Below are 15,030 nucleotides of genomic sequence, written 5' to 3'. Positions count from 1 at the left end.
AGGTTGCGTCGCCGTGACGAGAGCGGTGCCGTCGCCGTTGAAGCAGCACTGATCACGCCGATCCTGGTGCTCCTCGTCTTCGGAATCATCGAATTCTCGTTCGTGCTCCGCGACTACGGGGTGGTCTCCTCCGACGTGCGCAACGCCGCACGCATCGCCTCCACGGGCGCCGGCGACGGACCCGGAGTCTGCGACACCTACACGGGCGCACCGGTGTGCACGCCCGCCAGCTCTCCGGCGTTGGCGCAGGCAGCTGCCGACGCGATCCAGCAGGAGGGCTCGGCCATGCCGCCGGGCAACATCAACTACATCCTCGTCTACAAGTCGAACGCCAAGGGCTACCCGTGCACCACCTCGGCCTGCACGGACTCCAACACGACCATGCCGACGAACTGCACCAGCTACAGCAACTGCGTGCGGTTCACCTGGCAGCCCAACGCCAACAGCGGCGCCGGCGCCTTCCGGTACGCCGACGGAACCTGGAACTCCTCGGGGATCAGTGCCTGCTTCCCAGGCAACGCGACCAACCCGCTTGATCGCGTGGGTATCTACATGAATGCCACTCACAAGATGATGACCGGTCTCTTCGGGTCGTCGGTGACGATCGCCGACCATGCGTCCTTCGACTTCGAGCCGCTCCCGACGGCCAGCTGCAACGGCAGTGGTCAGACCTCCTCAGGCGGTCACTCGTGATGGCCTGGGTCGTGCGCCGGCTCCGCGGCCGGCGTAGCCAGCAAGGGGGCTACGTCGCGATCCTCATGGCGGTCCTGATCCCGACCGTCTTCATGGCCTGCTCCGCGATCGCCGTCGACACGGCGCGGTGGTATGCGACGGAGCGAGACATGCAGTCGGCCGCGGACGCCGCGGCGCTCGCCGGAGTGCCCTATCTGCCCAACGACATGCCCGACGCCTCTTCGACAGCGCATGCCGTGGCCGCGCGCAACGGCTACACCAACGGCACCAACGGCGCCACGGTGACCGTGACCGTCGGGAACCGCCCCACCCAGCTGAAGGTGATCATCACCCAGGTCGTCACCAACACCTTCGGACAGGTGGTCGGCTCTCCGAGCGCCACGCTCACACGCACCGGAGTCGCCGACTACCAGGGTCCGTCACCCATGGGCAGTCCTTGCAACACCTTCGGCAACGAGCCGGCCTCGGGCGGCGGCACGTCGTCCGTGAAGCCTTCGGGCAGCTCCATCAGCTCGACCGAGACGTCGTACTGCGGAAGCAACCCGCAGTTCTGGGCCACCGTCGAGGGCCCCGAGACCGACAAGGTCCAAGGCGACCGCTACCAGACACTGACCTGCTCGGGCAACGACGCGGACAGCTGCGCGAGCAACCAGAACTCCGAGTACGCGCCCAACGGCTACTTCTACGACGTCAAGGTGCAGCCGGCCGCGGTCAACCAGACGGTGACGCTCCAGCTCTACGACCCGGAGTACGCCAACACGGGTCAGGACTGCTCGGGGCTTCCCGGCTCGGGCACCTACGGCTCGACGAAGGCCGTGAACCCCTACGTCGGCAAGACCGACCAGGACGGCCGGTACACCTCGGGGGGCTCGACGTCCAACTCGACGTCGTACTGCACCGGTGACTCGGAGCCGGGGACGGCTCTGCACGACCTGATGACGACCTCGTTCGTTCTGCGCAACGAGACCGACACCGACGACCCGATGAAGGCGTCGCGCATCTCGGGATGCACCAAGCAGTACACCGGCGTGCTCGCCGGCGCGGTGACGACCAGCAGGCGCGGAGGCACGTCATTCACGGCTTGGGGGGACTCGGACTGGCAGGACGCGCTCACCAGTACGAGCTCGTCGTACGACGTCCAGCTGGCGCAGGTCTTCCACAACTGGACGACGCTGTGCACCTTCACGCCGACCTCGGCTGGCGACTACTACCTTCAGGTGCAGAGCGACGTCCCGTCCGGCGGCACCCCCGCAGCCAACACCAACTCCAACAGCCCGATCATCTACTCCGGGAACACCCAGGTCGGGGATGGCTCGGCGCACACCACGACCGGTGACGGCAGCAACTCGTTCGGGATGCGGGCGATCGTCGGCAGTGGCTCGGACAACTCAACGGTCTCGATCTCCGGCTACAACTCGATGGCGATCTACGCCAACGCCTCCGGTGCGTCCAGCCAGTTCCACCTGATCCGGGTGCTTCCCGGCGCGGCCGGCAACTTCATCTCGTTCAGCTTCTTCGACGTCGGAGACGCGGCGGGAAACGGCACCATCACGGTGAGCCCGCCGCCCGATGCCACGGGCACTATCAAGACCACGCCCTACCCGGGCGGCTGTGCAGCCGTCGGAGGCTACGCTGGGTCGGGCGTCACGACCTCTACGACGAACTGCAAGGTGAGCATCTCCAACACCACGAACAACGGAGCGGTGGAGACGATGACGATCCCCGTGCCGGGCGACTACAACTGTAGCTACTCGGTTCAGAGCGGTTGCTGGTACCTCGTCACCGTGGCCTTCGGCGGAGGCGTCTCGGTCCACGACGTGACCACCTGGGACGCCCAGGTCGTCGGCGACCCGGTTCGCCTCGTCCAGTAGGACAGGCGGACCGGAAGCCGACCACAGAGGCGGTTCACGGCCGGGTCGCCCACAGGGCGCACCCGGCTCGGAGATCGTCCGCGGGGTGAGCCGCGACGCTGGGGGCATGACAGCCGAACCGCTTCCGGCACCACCGACCACCCGACGGGCTGCCCTCGGCAGCTACGGCGAGCGGGTCGCGGCTCGACACCTCGCCGGGCTCGGCATGCGGTTGCTCGACCGCAACTGGCGCTGCGACGTGGGTGAGATCGACCTGGTGCTGCGCGACGGCGACGTCCTGGTCGTGTGCGAGGTCAAGACCCGCGCCTCGCTGGCCTGCGGGTCGCCCCATGAGGCGATCACGGACGACAAGCTCGAGCGCCTCAAGCGGCTGGCGCTGTGCTGGGCGACGGAGCACGGGCTGCGGCCTCAGGAGGTGCGGATCGACCTGGTCGCCGTCTACGCGCGACCTCGCGGAGCGGCCGTGGTCGAGCACGTGCCAGGGCTGGTGTGATGACGCTGGCGACGGCCCACACAGTCGCTCTGCAAGGCGCGCTGGGGCACCTGATCGACGTCCAGGCCGACGTCTCGCCCGGCACCCCGGGCACGACGCTGGTGGGCCGCCCGGATGCTTCCCTCAACGAGGCCCGCGACCGCTGCCGGATGGCGGTGTCCAACTCCGGGGCTGAGTGGCCCTCGACCCGGCGCGTCACCATCTTGCTGTCGCCGTCGGACCTGGTGAAGCGGGGCACTCACTACGACTTGGCGATCGCCCTCGCCGTGCTGGCAGCCGTCGCCGAGATTCCCCAGCGCTCGCTCGAGGGCACGCTGGTCATCGGTGAGCTCACCTTGGCCGGTGGCCTGCGCTGCGTGCCCGGTGTGCTGCCGATGGTGATGGCGGCGTCGCGGCGAGGCTTCAGCCGGGTGATCGTGCCCGAGCCGCAGGCGCGGGAGGCCTCGATGGTGCCGCAGATGTCGGTGTTGGGGATGCGGTCACTGGCCCAGGTGCGTGCCGAGCTGCGCGGGGAGGTGGTTCCCACCGCGGACCCGGTCGCGCCGATGTCCGGCAGCCCCCTGGTCGAGTGGCGGGGGTCGCACCGACTCCAGGAGCACGACCTGGCCGACCTGAAGGGGGTGGCCGACGTGAAGTTCGCTCTCGAGGTGGCGGCTGCCGGCGGCCATCATCTGATGCTCTCGGGGCCCAAGGGCTCGGGCAAGACCTCGCTGGCCGAGCGCCTGCCCGGCCTCCTGCCCGACCTCTCCGTGGAGGAGGCTCTCGAGCTGACGGCCCTCCACTCGCTGGCGGGTGCCCTGGAGGAGAGCGACGACCTGATCGTCCGCCCGCCGTTCTTCGCGCCCCATCACGACGCCAGCAAGGCGAGTCTGATCGGCGGGGGAAGCGGCCGGGTCCGCCCGGGGGAGATCAGCCGGTCCCATTGCGGTGTCCTGTTCCTCGACGAGTTCCCGCTCTTCCGGGGCGACGTGATCGACGCGCTGCGCCAGCCCCTGGAGAACGGCGAGGTGACAATCGCCCGCGGCGAGGAGTCGGCGACATTCCCAGCGCGCGGCATGGTCGTGACGGCCTGCAACCCGTGCCCCTGCGGCGACTTCTCCACCAACCTGCCCGGCAGCAGGTGCACGTGCTCGGCGATCCAGCGTCAGCGCTACAACCGGAAGGTGACCGGCCCGATCCACGACCGCATCGACATCCTGCGTCACGTCCTGCCACCCACGAAGCAGGAGCCCACCTCACTGCCGGGGGAGGCTCCGGAGTCGTCAGCGCAGGTGCGCGAGCGGGTGACGGTGGCCCGCGATCGGCAGCACGCGCGCTACGCCGCCTGCGACTGGCGTCTGAACTCGCAGGTGCCCAGCGCCATGCTGGCGCGGGAGTGGCCGCTTCCGGACGCCAGCGCCGCCAGGCTCGAGGGAGAGGTGCTTGAGGGCAGGCTGAGCCGGCGTGGTGCGGTGCGGGTGCACCGCGTCGCCTGGACTGTCGCCGACCTCGGCGGTCGGCCCGCCCCGACCGTCGACGACGTCGACACGGCGTTCCGGCTGCGGCAGGGCGAGCCGCTCATGCAGGCGAGCGTCGTGCGACGCGCCTCGTGAGCACCGTCGCGAGTCCTGCCGGCGACGACGACCGGCTCGCCCGGGTGGCGCTGTCGCGGCTGACCGAGCCCGGTGAGCCCAAGATCGCCTCGCTGGTCGCCCAGCTCGGCGCGGTCCGGCTGCGCGAGCTGCTGAGCGACCCGGAGCGAGACACCCCGGAGTCGCGCGACGTGGCGTCGCGCCTGTCCTCGGTGGATCCGGTCCGCGAGCTCGAGCAGGCACACCGCCTCGGCATCAGGTACCTCGTCCCCGGCGACGACGAGTGGCCGACCCAGCTCGACGACCTCCACCGGAGCGAGACGCTCGACCACCGAGGTGGCCCGCCGCTCGGTCTGTGGGTGGCCGGACCGACGAGGCTCGACCGCCTCGGCGGAGCCGTGGCGATCGTGGGCGCCCGCTCGGCGACGACCTACGGCGCCGACATCGCCGCAAGCATCGCGGGCGGGCTGGTGCGAGCCGGCCATCCGGTGGTGTCGGGCGCTGCGTTCGGCATCGACCAGGCCGCGCACCGCGGTGCGCTGGCGGTCGAGGGAGCCACCGTCGCGGTCCTGGCCTGCGGCGCCGACCGCTCCTACCCCAGCGCTCACCACGAGCTCCTCCAGCACCTGCGGCGCACCTCGGCCGTCGTGGCGGAGGTGCCCCCTGGATGTGCGCCGATGCGGGGCCGGTTCCTCAGCCGCAACCGGCTCATCGCCGCGCTCACCCGCGCCACGGTCGTCGTCGAGGCCGCCGCGCGAAGCGGAGCCCTGAGCACGGCCGGCTGGGCCACCCGGCTCAACCGCGCCGTCATGGGCGTGCCCGGGCCGGCGACGAGCGCGCAGTCCGAGGGCGTGCACGACCTCATCCGCAGCGGCGCGGCGACGCTGGTGACCAGGGCTGAGGAGGTCCTCGAGATCGTCGGCGTCTCGGGAGAGCACCTGGTCACCCCGCGCCGCGCTCCCAGCCGTCGGCGCGACCGGCTCCCGCCGCGCGACGGCCGAGTCCTCGACGCGGTGCCGCTGACGAGCCCCCGGCCCGTCGACTCCATCGCCGCGACGGCCGGCATGGCGCTGCTCGACGTCCAGGCGAGGCTGCGACGCCTGGAGCGTGACGGTCTCGTCGAGCTGCTGCCACGCGGGTGGTGCCTCACGGCCGAGGCCAACCAGTGAGCCTGGCGCCGCGCGCACGAGTCCTCCAGCGGTTGCGCGAGGCCAGCGCGCGCACCGCAGTGCGTGGGCATCGCTCGCGATTCGTCCGGTAGCCCTGGCGGGGTCAAGGGACGCCGCCTGGCGGTGCCCGCACCCTGCGGCGAACCGTCCAACGATCTCGCACCCACGCCACTAGAGTGAACACTGTGGACACAGTGACCGGTGTGCTCGCCGACTACGAGCGGCACCTGGTCTCCGAGCGCGACCTCGCGCCGCACACCGTGCGTGCCTACCTCGGTGACGTCGGCGGCCTGCTCGAGCACGCCTCACGGCTGGGGCAGGGCGACGTCACCGAGCTCGACCTGCGCACGCTTCGCAGTTGGCTGGCCCATCAGCAGGTGACCGGCAGGTCGCGCACGACCTTGGCTCGGCGGGCGACGGCGGTGCGGGTCTTCACCGCCTGGCTCGCTCGCACCGGGCGGGTGCCGACCGACGTCGGCGCGAGCCTGCGATCGCCCAAGGCGCGGCAGACCCTGCCGCCGGTGCTTCGGCAGGACGAGGCGCAGGACCTGGTCGCCGCCGCTGCGCGCCTGGCCGACGACAGCAGTCCGGTGGGGCTGCGTGACACCGCGATGCTCGAGCTGCTCTATGCCACAGGGGTCCGGGTCGGCGAGCTCGTGGCGCTCGACGTCGACGACCTGGACCGCGGTCGCAACGTCGCGCGCGTCCTGGGCAAGGGCCGCAAGGAGCGCACGGTGCCCTTCGGCAAGCCCGCCGCCGACGCCGTCGATGCCTGGCTGGGTCGTGGTCGTCCCCAGCTGATGGCATCCGGTGCCGGTGCCGGTGCCGCTGCCGGCGCCGCGCTGTTCTTGGGGGCCCGCGGTGCCCGGATCGACCAGCGCGCGGTGCGCACGGTCGTGCATCGCCGGATCGCCGACGTGCCCGGCGCCCCGGACATCGGCCCACACGGCCTGCGACACACAGCAGCGACGCATCTGCTGGAGGGGGGCGCAGACCTACGGTCGGTGCAGGAGCTGCTCGGGCATGCATCCCTGGCGACCACGCAGCTCTACACCCACGTGAGCGCCGACCGACTGCGCCAGGCCTACCGCCAGGCTCATCCACGAGCCTGAGCGAGGCTCACCACAGCAGCGGTCGCATCGCCAGGGGTCGGCGCCAGACCGGAGCCGTACCACCTCGGCTCGTCGCTGGCTCGATCGGGGCCCTCGGTGGGAGGGGCCGCGCGGGCGGGAGTGCGACCACGGTCGCAGCACCCGCAAGCGGCAGGAGCACGATCGGCCCTCCGCCCACGAGCAGCAACGGGTCGAGATAGCGCGTGCCGCGCTTCCAGCCCCAGTGCAGGCAGGCCGCCGGGAAGCAGTGGGAGTCAACGAGCTCGAGCCTCCCGATCGGCTGCCCGAGAGCGACCGTGTCACCCACGCGCACCTGGGCCAGGACCGGCTCGTACGTCGTGCGGGTGTCGCCGTGGTCGACGACCACGACGCCACGCCCGGCGAGACTCCCCGCGAACGCGATGCGCCCCGCGAGCCCGGCGCGCACGACCTCGCCCACGGTGCCCGCCAGGTCGACGCCACGGTGACCGGCTCCCCAGGGCGCGTCGGGCGGGTCGAACCTGCGCACCACCTGTGGCGTGGGCTCCAGCGGCCACACCCCGGACGGAACCGGGCCCACAGGCGGGCTCGCTGCGCCCGCGGGCTGCGGAGGGCCGAGGCCCGCGACCAGCACCACGGCGACGACGAGCAGCGACCGCCGCCCGTGGGCCCGGATCCGACGGGGGAGTGGGATGTTCATGACCCCAGCGTCGGGCGCGGTGACCGCTGGGCGGAGCAGGCGGCGGGGCACGGGTGGACAAGGTCTGCGGGAACGTCTGCTGTGGGCGTTGGGCGGGCCGTCTGCCGATTCGTCCGCTCACTGGCTCTGGACTACCCTCGTGACCAGCAGCTCCCGCGGGAGCTGACTTCGCACGTCCGCAGACCACGACACCCGCCGCTCCGGCAGGTGGCCGCCCGTGGGCGACGATCCTCGGTCCCGGTTCTTCGAGCCACGAAGGCTCCGGGTGGGGTCGCGCGCAGGCGTCAGGGCTCTCGACACCCGTCGGGGGCGACAACTGAGAATGACGGGGAGCGCCCGAGGCGCCCCGCACAGGAGAACCCCATGGCAGTCGTCACCATGCGCCAGCTGCTCGAGAGCGGCGTGCACTTCGGACACCAGACCCGCCGGTGGAACCCGAAGATGAAGCGCTTCATCATGACCGAGCGCAACGGCATCTACATCATCGACCTCCAGCAGTCGCTGGCCTACATCGACCGCTCGTACGCCTTCGTCAAGGAGACGGTCGCCCGGGGCGGGACGATCATGTTCGTCGGCACCAAGAAGCAGGCCCAGGAGGCCATCGCCGAGCAGGCGACGAGGGTCGGGATGCCCTACGTCAACCAGCGCTGGCTGGGCGGCATGCTCACCAACTTCTCGACCGTGCACCAGCGGATCAACCGCCTCAAGGAGCTCGACGAGGTCGACTTCGAGGACGTCGCGGGCAGCAGCCGCACCAAGAAGGAGCTGCTCCAGATGCGCCGCGAGCGCGACAAGCTCAACAAGTCGCTGGGCGGCATCCGCGAGATGAGCCGGACGCCGGCCGCGGTCTGGATCGTCGACACCAACAAGGAGCACCTCGCCGTCGAGGAGGCCCGCAAGCTGCACATCCCGATCATCGGCATCCTCGACTCCAACTGCGACCCCGACCTCGTCGACTTCCCGATCCCGGGCAACGACGACGCGATCCGGGCCGTCGGCCTGCTGACCCGCGTCGTGGCCGACGCGGTCGCCGAGGGTCTGATCGCCCGCTCCGGCGCCAAGACCGAGGGCGCCGAGGCCGGAGCCGAGGAGCCGCTGGCCGCGTGGGAGCGCGAGCTGCTCGGCGGCGACGCGGAGCAGGCCGCCGCGACCGCCACCGGTGCTGCCGACTCCGACACTCCCGCCGCCGAGGCGACCGGTGCTGCCACCGAGGCCACCGCCGCCGCTGAGGCAGCCGAGGCCGTCGAGGCACCGGCCGAGCCAGCCGCGGAGGTCGTCGCCGAGGTGACCGAGGCGCCCGTCGAGGCCGTCGAGGCATCGGCCGAGCCACCCGCGGAGGTCGTCGCCGAGGTCACCGCCGAGGCCACGACTGCGCCAGCGGCCGCCGAGGCGGAGTTCGGGGCCGACTCGGCCGCGCCGCTCGCGGACGGCTCGGCGCCCGAGGGCTTCGAGATCAAGGGCAACAAGAACTCCATGAAGTTCCACGCCCCGAGCAGCCCGTGGTACGCCCGTACCAACGCCGAGGTCTGGTTCCGCACCGCCGAGGCCGCCGAGGCGGCCGGGTTCGCCAACGCCGAGACTGGCGACGCCGAGCCCGCCGAGCCCGCCGAGGCCTGAGGCGGGCCCTCCCGGCCAGCCGTACGCCGACGCGCTCGCACCCGGCGACAGCGGGTGCGGCGCACTCCCACGACTCACCTGAGAGGCAGGTAGCACCATGGCGAACTTCACCGCCAGCGACGTCAAGAAGCTCCGGGACATGACCGGTGCCGGGATGATGGACGCCAAGAACGCGCTGTCGGAGGCCGACGGCGACTTCAGCGCCGCGACCGACATCCTGCGCACCAAGGGCGCCGCGAAGGCGCAGAAGCGCGGTGCGGAGCGCACCGCGTCGGCGGGTCTGGTCGCCCACTCCGCCGGCGTGCTGCTCGAGCTCAAGTGCGAGACCGACTTCGTCGCCAAGGGCGAGGACTTCGTGACGGCAGCGCAGAAGATCGCCGACGCCGCCTCCGAGGCGAAGCCGGCCGACGTCGAGGCGCTCAAGGGCGTCCAGGCCGGCGACGAGACCGTCGACGAGATCGTGCAGGCGCTGGCCATCTCCATCGGGGAGAAGATCGAGCTCGGGGGCTACGCCCACTTCGACGGCCCGGTGGTCGCCTACCTGCACAAGCGCGCCGCCGACCTCCCGCCCGCGATCGGCGTCCTGGTCGCCTACGACGGGGACGCGGACGCCGCTCGGGGTGCCGCCAAGCAGATCGCCGCGATGCGCCCGCAGTACCTCACGCGCGCCGATGTCCCGGCCGACGTCGTCGAGCACGAGCGGCAGATCGCGGAGGCCACCTCGCGCGAGGAGGGCAAGCCCGAGCAGGCGATCGCCAAGATCACCGAGGGTCGCCTCAACGGCTTCTTCAAGGACGTCGTCCTGCTCGAGCAGCCCTCGGTCACCGAGAGCAAGAAGACGGTCCAGGCCGTCCTCGACGAGACCGGGACGACGGTCACCGACTTCGTCCGGTTCGAGGTCGGCGCCTGACCTCCACCCTGCCGAGCATGTAGGGTGCCGAACGGACTTCGGGGAGGCCGGCTGCCGATGACTCACACGAGCATCCGCAGCCGGCCTTCTCGCTTCCCGATCCCCCCGACCTCCCGCCCAGGAGCCGCCTCGTGACGACGTACCACCGTGTCCTGCTGAAGCTGTCCGGCGAGGAGTTCGGCGGAGGCAAGCTGGGCGTCGACCCGGACGTCGTCTCCCGGATCGCCGGCGAGATCGCGGCGGTGTCGGCGACCGGCGTCCAGATCGCGGTGGTGATCGGGGGCGGCAACTTCTTCCGCGGCGCCGAGCTGCGTCAACGCGGCATGGACGGCGTGCGCGCCGACTACATGGGGATGCTCGGCATCGTCATGAACTGCCTGGCACTCCAGGAGTTCCTCGAGCAGCGCGGGGTGGTCACCCGGGTCCAGACGGCCATCGCGATGGGCCAGATCGCCGAGCCCTACGTCCCGCTGCGCGCCATCCGCCACCTCGAGAAGGGGCGGGTGGTGATCTTCGGAGCCGGGATGGGCCTGCCGTTCTTCACCACCGACACCGTGGCCGTGCAGCGGGCGCTGGAGACCCACTGCGACGCCGTGCTGTTCACCAAGAACGGCGTCGACGGCGTCTACTCCGCCGACCCCAAGCTCGACCCGTCGGCGACGAGGTACGACCGCCTCACCTACGACGAGGCCATCTCGCGCAGTCTGCGCGTGATCGACCAGACGGCGTTCACCTTGGCCCAGGAGAACAAGATCGACCTGATCGTCTTCGGGCTGCACCCCGAGGGCAACGTGCTGCGGGTCGTGCAGGGTGAGAAGATTGGCACCCTCGTCCAGTCGGAGTGACTGATGCGCGACCACGAAGGGACGCACCCGTGATCAACGACATCCTCAACGAGGCCGACGGCAAGATGGACAAGTCGGTGGAGGCGACGCGCGAGGAGTTCGCCGCCCTGCGTGCCGGTCGCGCCAACCCGGCCATGTTCAGCAAGATCATGGTCGACTACTACGGCACGCCCACTCCGCTCCAGAGCCTGGCGTCGTTCACCGCCCAAGATGCCCGGGTCATCCTGGTCTCGCCGTACGACGTGGGCGCGATGGGCAACGTCGAGCGCGCGATCCGCGACTCCGATCTGGGGGTCAACCCCGCCAACGACGGCAAGATGATCCGATGCGTCTTCCCCGAGCTCACCGAGGAGCGGCGCAAGGAGTACATCAAGGTCGCCCGGCACAAGGCCGAGGAGGGCCGCGTCGCCGTCCGCAACCTCCGTCGACACGCCAAGCAGCAGCTGGAGAAGCTGGAGAAGGACGGTGAGGTCGGCCAGGACGACGTGACCGGCGCGGAGAAGCGTCTGGACTCGGTGACCAAGAAGCACACCGACACCATCGACGACCTCCTCAAGCACAAGGAGTCCGAGCTGCTCGAGGTCTGAGGCCCGGGCCTCGACCCCAGCTCGCCACCATGGCCACCGACACGCCCGCGCGGGCCCACGGGCGCGCCGGCCGCAACGTGCCGGTCTCCATCGCCAGCGCCGTCGTCCTGATCGCGCTGATCCTGGTGACCCTCCTGGTCTGGAAGACGCTGTTCATGGTGGTCGTCGCGGCCGCCGTCCTCGTCGCGATCTGGGAGCTGCACCGGGGCTTCTCGGCGATGTCGGTCGATCTCCCCGAGCAGCCCCTGATGGCCGGCGGGGTGGTGATGGTGGTGGTGGCCTACTTCTGGGGCGCTCCCGCCCTGGTCACGGCGACGGCTGTGAGCGCGCTGGTGACGATGCTGTGGCTGCTGCGCCGCGGGGTGCCTGGCTACGTGCACAGCGCCACCGCCTCGGTCTTCACCTTGGTCTACGTGCCGTTCCTCGGCTCGTTCGTGGCGCTCCTCCTGCGCGAGGGCGGCGCGACCGGCTTCCACCGCTACGACGCCGGCGTCAAGGGCATCCTCACGTTCATCGCGGTCACCGCGGCCTCCGACATCGGTGGCTTCGTCGCCGGCGTCCTGTTCGGCAGGCACCCGATGGCGCCGGTGATCTCGCCCAAGAAGTCCTGGGAGGGGTTCGTGGGGTCCGGGGTCGCGTGTGTCGCGGTCGGGGTGGCGATGATCGTCTGGGTGCTCGACGCCGACTGGTGGATCGGCGTCTGCCTGGGCCTGGTCGCGGTCGTGATGGCGACCCTGGGAGACCTCTGCGAGTCGGTGATCAAGCGCGACCTCGGCATCAAGGACATGAGCCAGGTCATCCCCGGGCACGGCGGTCTGATGGACCGTCTCGACTCGCTCCTGGCCACCGTCGCCCCGATCTGGCTGCTGCTCCACTACCTCGTTTTCTGAAACCCCCACGAGCGGTTTGGGCGTGGGCCCTACGCTTCCTGGCTGTGGCGAACCAGTCGAAGAGGCAGCGTGCGACCGAGCGACGAGCGATGGTCGAGAAGATGCAGCGCGAGCAGAAGGCCCACGAGCGCCGTCGCTCCCTCATCGGCGCAGCCGTCGTCGTCGTCCTGCTCCTGGGCATCGCCGGCGGGGTCTTCTTCTCGGTGCACAAGTCGTCGTCCGGCTCCGGCGGCGGCACGATCGACGTCGCCAAGCAGGTGATCCCCACGACTCCGACGGGCACCGCGATCGTCCAGCCGAAGCCATCGACGACGAAGAACCCCACCGACATCAGCGGGGTGGTCGCCTACGACACCGGCAGCTGGCCCGGGCCGAACGACCCGGGTGGCACCGAGCTCGGACACGACCACGTCGACGGACCCGTGACGTACGCCGTGACGCCGCCGGTCGGCGGGCCGCACAACCCGGTCTGGATGAACGCCGGGCTGTACACCGAGCCGGTTCCCTCCGAGCGCGCCGTGCACAACATGGAGCACGGGGTCGTGTGGGTCACCTACCGCCCCGATCTGCCCAAGAGCCAGGTCGACCAGCTCACCGCGCTGTTCGAGAGGCAGTCGATGATCAGCGAGCCCGGCGACGGCGGTCGCTCCAACCGCTTCGTGGACGTCTCGCCGTGGGCGACCAACGACCTGCCCGCCCCGGTCGTGATCAGCGCATGGGGGTACCAGCTGAAGGTCCAGAGCGCCAGCGACCCGCGTCTCCAGCAGTTCATCGACACGTTCCGCCGCAACCAGAGGTACGCCCCTGAGTACGGCGCGGCGGTCGACGGCATCCCGGTCAGCACCGGTGGCAACCCGGCGCTCGGGTCCAGCCAGCCCAACCTGTGAGCGAGCCCGGCCGCCTCTACCTCGTGCGGCACGGTCGCCCCGTCGTCGAGCCGGGGGTCCCCTCGCACCGGTGGCAGCTCGACCCGGCCTTCGTCGCAGACGTCGTCGCCCTGCGGTCAGACCTTCCCAGCGACGCGCACTGGTTCTCCTCGCCCGAGCCCAAGGCGAGGCTGACCGCATGCCTGGTGACCGAGGGCCCGATCCGCCTGGTCCCGGACCTGCGCGAGCAGGAGCGCCGTGCCGACTGGGTCGCCGACTTCGACCGAGTCGTGCGCTCGGCCTTCGCGAACCCGCAGGCCCCGGCACACCCGGGCTGGGAGCCGCTGGCCCGGACCCGCCGTCGCGTCGTGAGCGCCGTCCGGGGGATCCTCGAGCACGCGCCCGAAGGGGATGTCGTGCTGGTCGGGCACGGCACGGCATGGGCCGTCCTGCACGCCACGCTCCTCGGCGTGGAAGCCGACCTCGCGTGGTGGTCGGGGCTCGCCATGCCCGATGTCCGGGTCCTGCGCCGTCAATCCCCAGGCTCGCCTGGTCCGGATGACATGCTGGACGCATGAGCGAGCCCGGGACGCCAGCCGCCGAGGGTGCGGCCGACGCCGCACCGAGCGCGCCGTCCGAGGACGCCGACCCGGCGCCCCGACCAGCGCCCCGACCAGCGCCCGAGCATCAGCCCGAGCGTGAGCAAGCATCGGAGGCCGAGGCCGCGGCCGAGCCGAGCTGGTGGCACCGCTCACACCCGACGTTCGCCGGGCTCGTCGGGTTCTTCAGCGGGGTCGCCTACGTGATCGTCGTCCCGGGCATCTACGCCGCCCTGCTCGGTCTGCTGCTGAGCGATGACGAGGTCAAGCGGCTGTTCCCCCTGGTGCTGGTCGCCCTGCTCGTCCCGGTGCTGCTCCTGGTGCCCCGCAAGACGCGGCGCTTCGCCCAGTTCATGCTGCTGGGCGTCGTCGCCACGGCCGTCGTGATCGTGGCCACCGCCGCCTTGGTGATCTGGGTGATGGTCCAGATCGACGGCTGAGGCGGCTCAGGGGCCGTCTCCTCGATTCTCAGAGCCTTCACAGGGTCGGCCTCGAACGCCGGGCCGGTGCGACGCCGTACTCCTCCATGAACACCTACGGAGGAGAACACCATGAACGTCACAGCCAAGGTCACCGGACTGTCGGCACTGCTGGCCGGGGCCGCCGTCGTCCTGAGCGCATGTGGCGGTGCCGCGTCCGGCACGACCGCCGGCTCTGCCGGTGCCGCGGGCGGCCCGGCCGCCCCGGCCCACGGCGCCGGGCTGCACGTGGCGACGACCTCGCTGGGCAAGGTCCTGGTCGACGCGCAGGGCCGGACCGTCTACCTGCTCACCGCCGACGGCCGCTCCGTGTCGACCTGCGGCAGCGACTGCCTGTCGTTCTGGCCGGCCGTGGCCGCCGGGCACAGCAAGCTCGGCGTCCCGGTGGCGACCACGAGGACGCCGGCGGGCACGTCGACCGCGACGGTCGCCGGACAGCCGGTCTACACCTTCGTCAACGACCACGCCGCCGGCGACGTCAACGGCGAGGGCGTCAAGGAGTTCGGCGGGACGTGGTACGCCGTGTCCCCCACCGGACAGGCGGTCACCGGCGCCGCCCCGAGCTCGGGCGCCAGCCCCGGCGGGTCCGCGTCGTACGGCGGGGGCTACTGAGGCGCCACGGGCCGTCGCAGGGCCACGAGAGTCACAC

At 71.2% G+C, this 15,030-nt stretch carries 15 protein-coding genes and 1 pseudogene; 15 read left to right on the top strand and 1 reads right to left on the bottom strand.

What is annotated here, in order from left to right:
• From VHW64_RS10005 to VHW64_RS09980, 6 genes are all read left to right on the top strand, one after another.
• Positions 1–693 (top strand): TadE family protein (locus tag VHW64_RS10005; RefSeq protein ID WP_329650394.1); only part of this gene is annotated, 693 nt, incomplete at its 5' end.
• The gene (locus tag VHW64_RS10000) at positions 693–2,564 is read left to right on the top strand and encodes a pilus assembly protein TadG-related protein (RefSeq protein ID WP_329650399.1); all 1,872 of its coding nucleotides are present in this window, start codon (positions 693–695) and stop codon (positions 2,562–2,564) included. The genes VHW64_RS10005 and VHW64_RS10000, both read left to right, overlap by 1 nt.
• 106 nt (positions 2,565–2,670) lie before the next feature.
• Positions 2,671–3,057, top strand: coding sequence for a YraN family protein (locus VHW64_RS09995; RefSeq protein ID WP_329650393.1), 387 nt, complete (start codon positions 2,671–2,673; stop codon positions 3,055–3,057).
• Positions 3,057–4,649 (top strand): YifB family Mg chelatase-like AAA ATPase, encoded by a 1,593-nt coding sequence (locus tag VHW64_RS09990; protein ID WP_329650392.1) that lies wholly within the window; start codon positions 3,057–3,059, stop codon positions 4,647–4,649. Before VHW64_RS09995 ends, VHW64_RS09990 begins: the two co-directional genes overlap by 1 nt.
• Positions 4,646–5,797, top strand: a complete 1,152-nt coding sequence (gene dprA / locus VHW64_RS09985) for a DNA-processing protein DprA (RefSeq protein ID WP_329650391.1) — start codon at positions 4,646–4,648, stop codon at positions 5,795–5,797. Before VHW64_RS09990 ends, dprA begins: the two co-directional genes overlap by 4 nt.
• A gap of 185 nt (positions 5,798–5,982) precedes the next feature.
• Complete coding sequence (locus VHW64_RS09980) at positions 5,983–6,909, top strand: tyrosine recombinase XerC (protein ID WP_329650390.1); 927 nt, start codon at positions 5,983–5,985, stop codon at positions 6,907–6,909.
• 7 nt (positions 6,910–6,916) lie between these two features.
• Here the strand turns inward: VHW64_RS09980 and VHW64_RS09975 are convergent, their stop codons facing one another.
• Entirely contained in the window at positions 6,917–7,588 is a 672-nt protein-coding gene (locus tag VHW64_RS09975; protein WP_329650389.1) for a M23 family metallopeptidase, read from the bottom strand.
• Between the two features lie 363 nt (positions 7,589–7,951).
• On the opposite strand from VHW64_RS09975, the pseudogene rpsB reads away from it, so the two are divergent.
• From rpsB to VHW64_RS09930, 9 genes and pseudogenes are all read left to right on the top strand, one after another.
• Positions 7,952–8,896: pseudogene (gene rpsB / locus VHW64_RS09970) on the top strand (30S ribosomal protein S2); the annotation flags it as partial.
• 406 nt (positions 8,897–9,302) lie between these two features.
• The gene (gene tsf, locus VHW64_RS09965) at positions 9,303–10,115 is read left to right on the top strand and encodes a translation elongation factor Ts (RefSeq protein ID WP_329650387.1); all 813 of its coding nucleotides are present in this window, start codon (positions 9,303–9,305) and stop codon (positions 10,113–10,115) included.
• 131 nt (positions 10,116–10,246) lie between these two features.
• A complete protein-coding gene (gene pyrH, locus VHW64_RS09960; protein WP_329650386.1) occupies positions 10,247–10,960 on the top strand; it encodes a UMP kinase in 714 nt (237 codons plus the stop codon).
• Positions 10,961–10,992: 32 nt separating this feature from the next.
• Complete coding sequence (gene frr / locus VHW64_RS09955) at positions 10,993–11,547, top strand: ribosome recycling factor (RefSeq protein WP_329650398.1); 555 nt, start codon at positions 10,993–10,995, stop codon at positions 11,545–11,547.
• A 29-nt stretch (positions 11,548–11,576) separates the two neighbouring features.
• Positions 11,577–12,437, top strand: coding sequence for a phosphatidate cytidylyltransferase (locus tag VHW64_RS09950; RefSeq protein ID WP_329650385.1), 861 nt, complete (start codon positions 11,577–11,579; stop codon positions 12,435–12,437).
• Positions 12,438–12,481: 44 nt separating this feature from the next.
• A complete protein-coding gene (locus tag VHW64_RS09945) occupies positions 12,482–13,324 on the top strand; it encodes a DUF3105 domain-containing protein (protein WP_329650384.1) in 843 nt (280 codons plus the stop codon).
• A complete protein-coding gene (locus tag VHW64_RS09940) occupies positions 13,321–13,881 on the top strand; it encodes a histidine phosphatase family protein (RefSeq protein WP_329650383.1) in 561 nt (186 codons plus the stop codon). The genes VHW64_RS09945 and VHW64_RS09940 overlap by 4 nt, the downstream gene beginning before the upstream one ends.
• Positions 13,878–14,342 carry a hypothetical protein gene (locus tag VHW64_RS09935; RefSeq protein ID WP_329650382.1) on the top strand — a complete coding sequence of 155 codons (465 nt, stop codon included), beginning with the start codon at positions 13,878–13,880 and terminating at the stop codon, positions 14,340–14,342. Before VHW64_RS09940 ends, VHW64_RS09935 begins: the two co-directional genes overlap by 4 nt.
• Before the next feature lie 111 nt (positions 14,343–14,453).
• Positions 14,454–14,993 carry a hypothetical protein gene (locus tag VHW64_RS09930; protein ID WP_329650381.1) on the top strand — a complete coding sequence of 180 codons (540 nt, stop codon included), beginning with the start codon at positions 14,454–14,456 and terminating at the stop codon, positions 14,991–14,993.
• Positions 14,994–15,030: the final 37 nt, after the last annotated feature.

The organism is Nocardioides sp. (genome assembly GCF_036267815.1).
GTDB lineage: Bacteria > Actinomycetota > Actinomycetes > Propionibacteriales > Nocardioidaceae > Nocardioides.
This window is presented reverse-complemented; position numbering and strand designations above follow the sequence as displayed.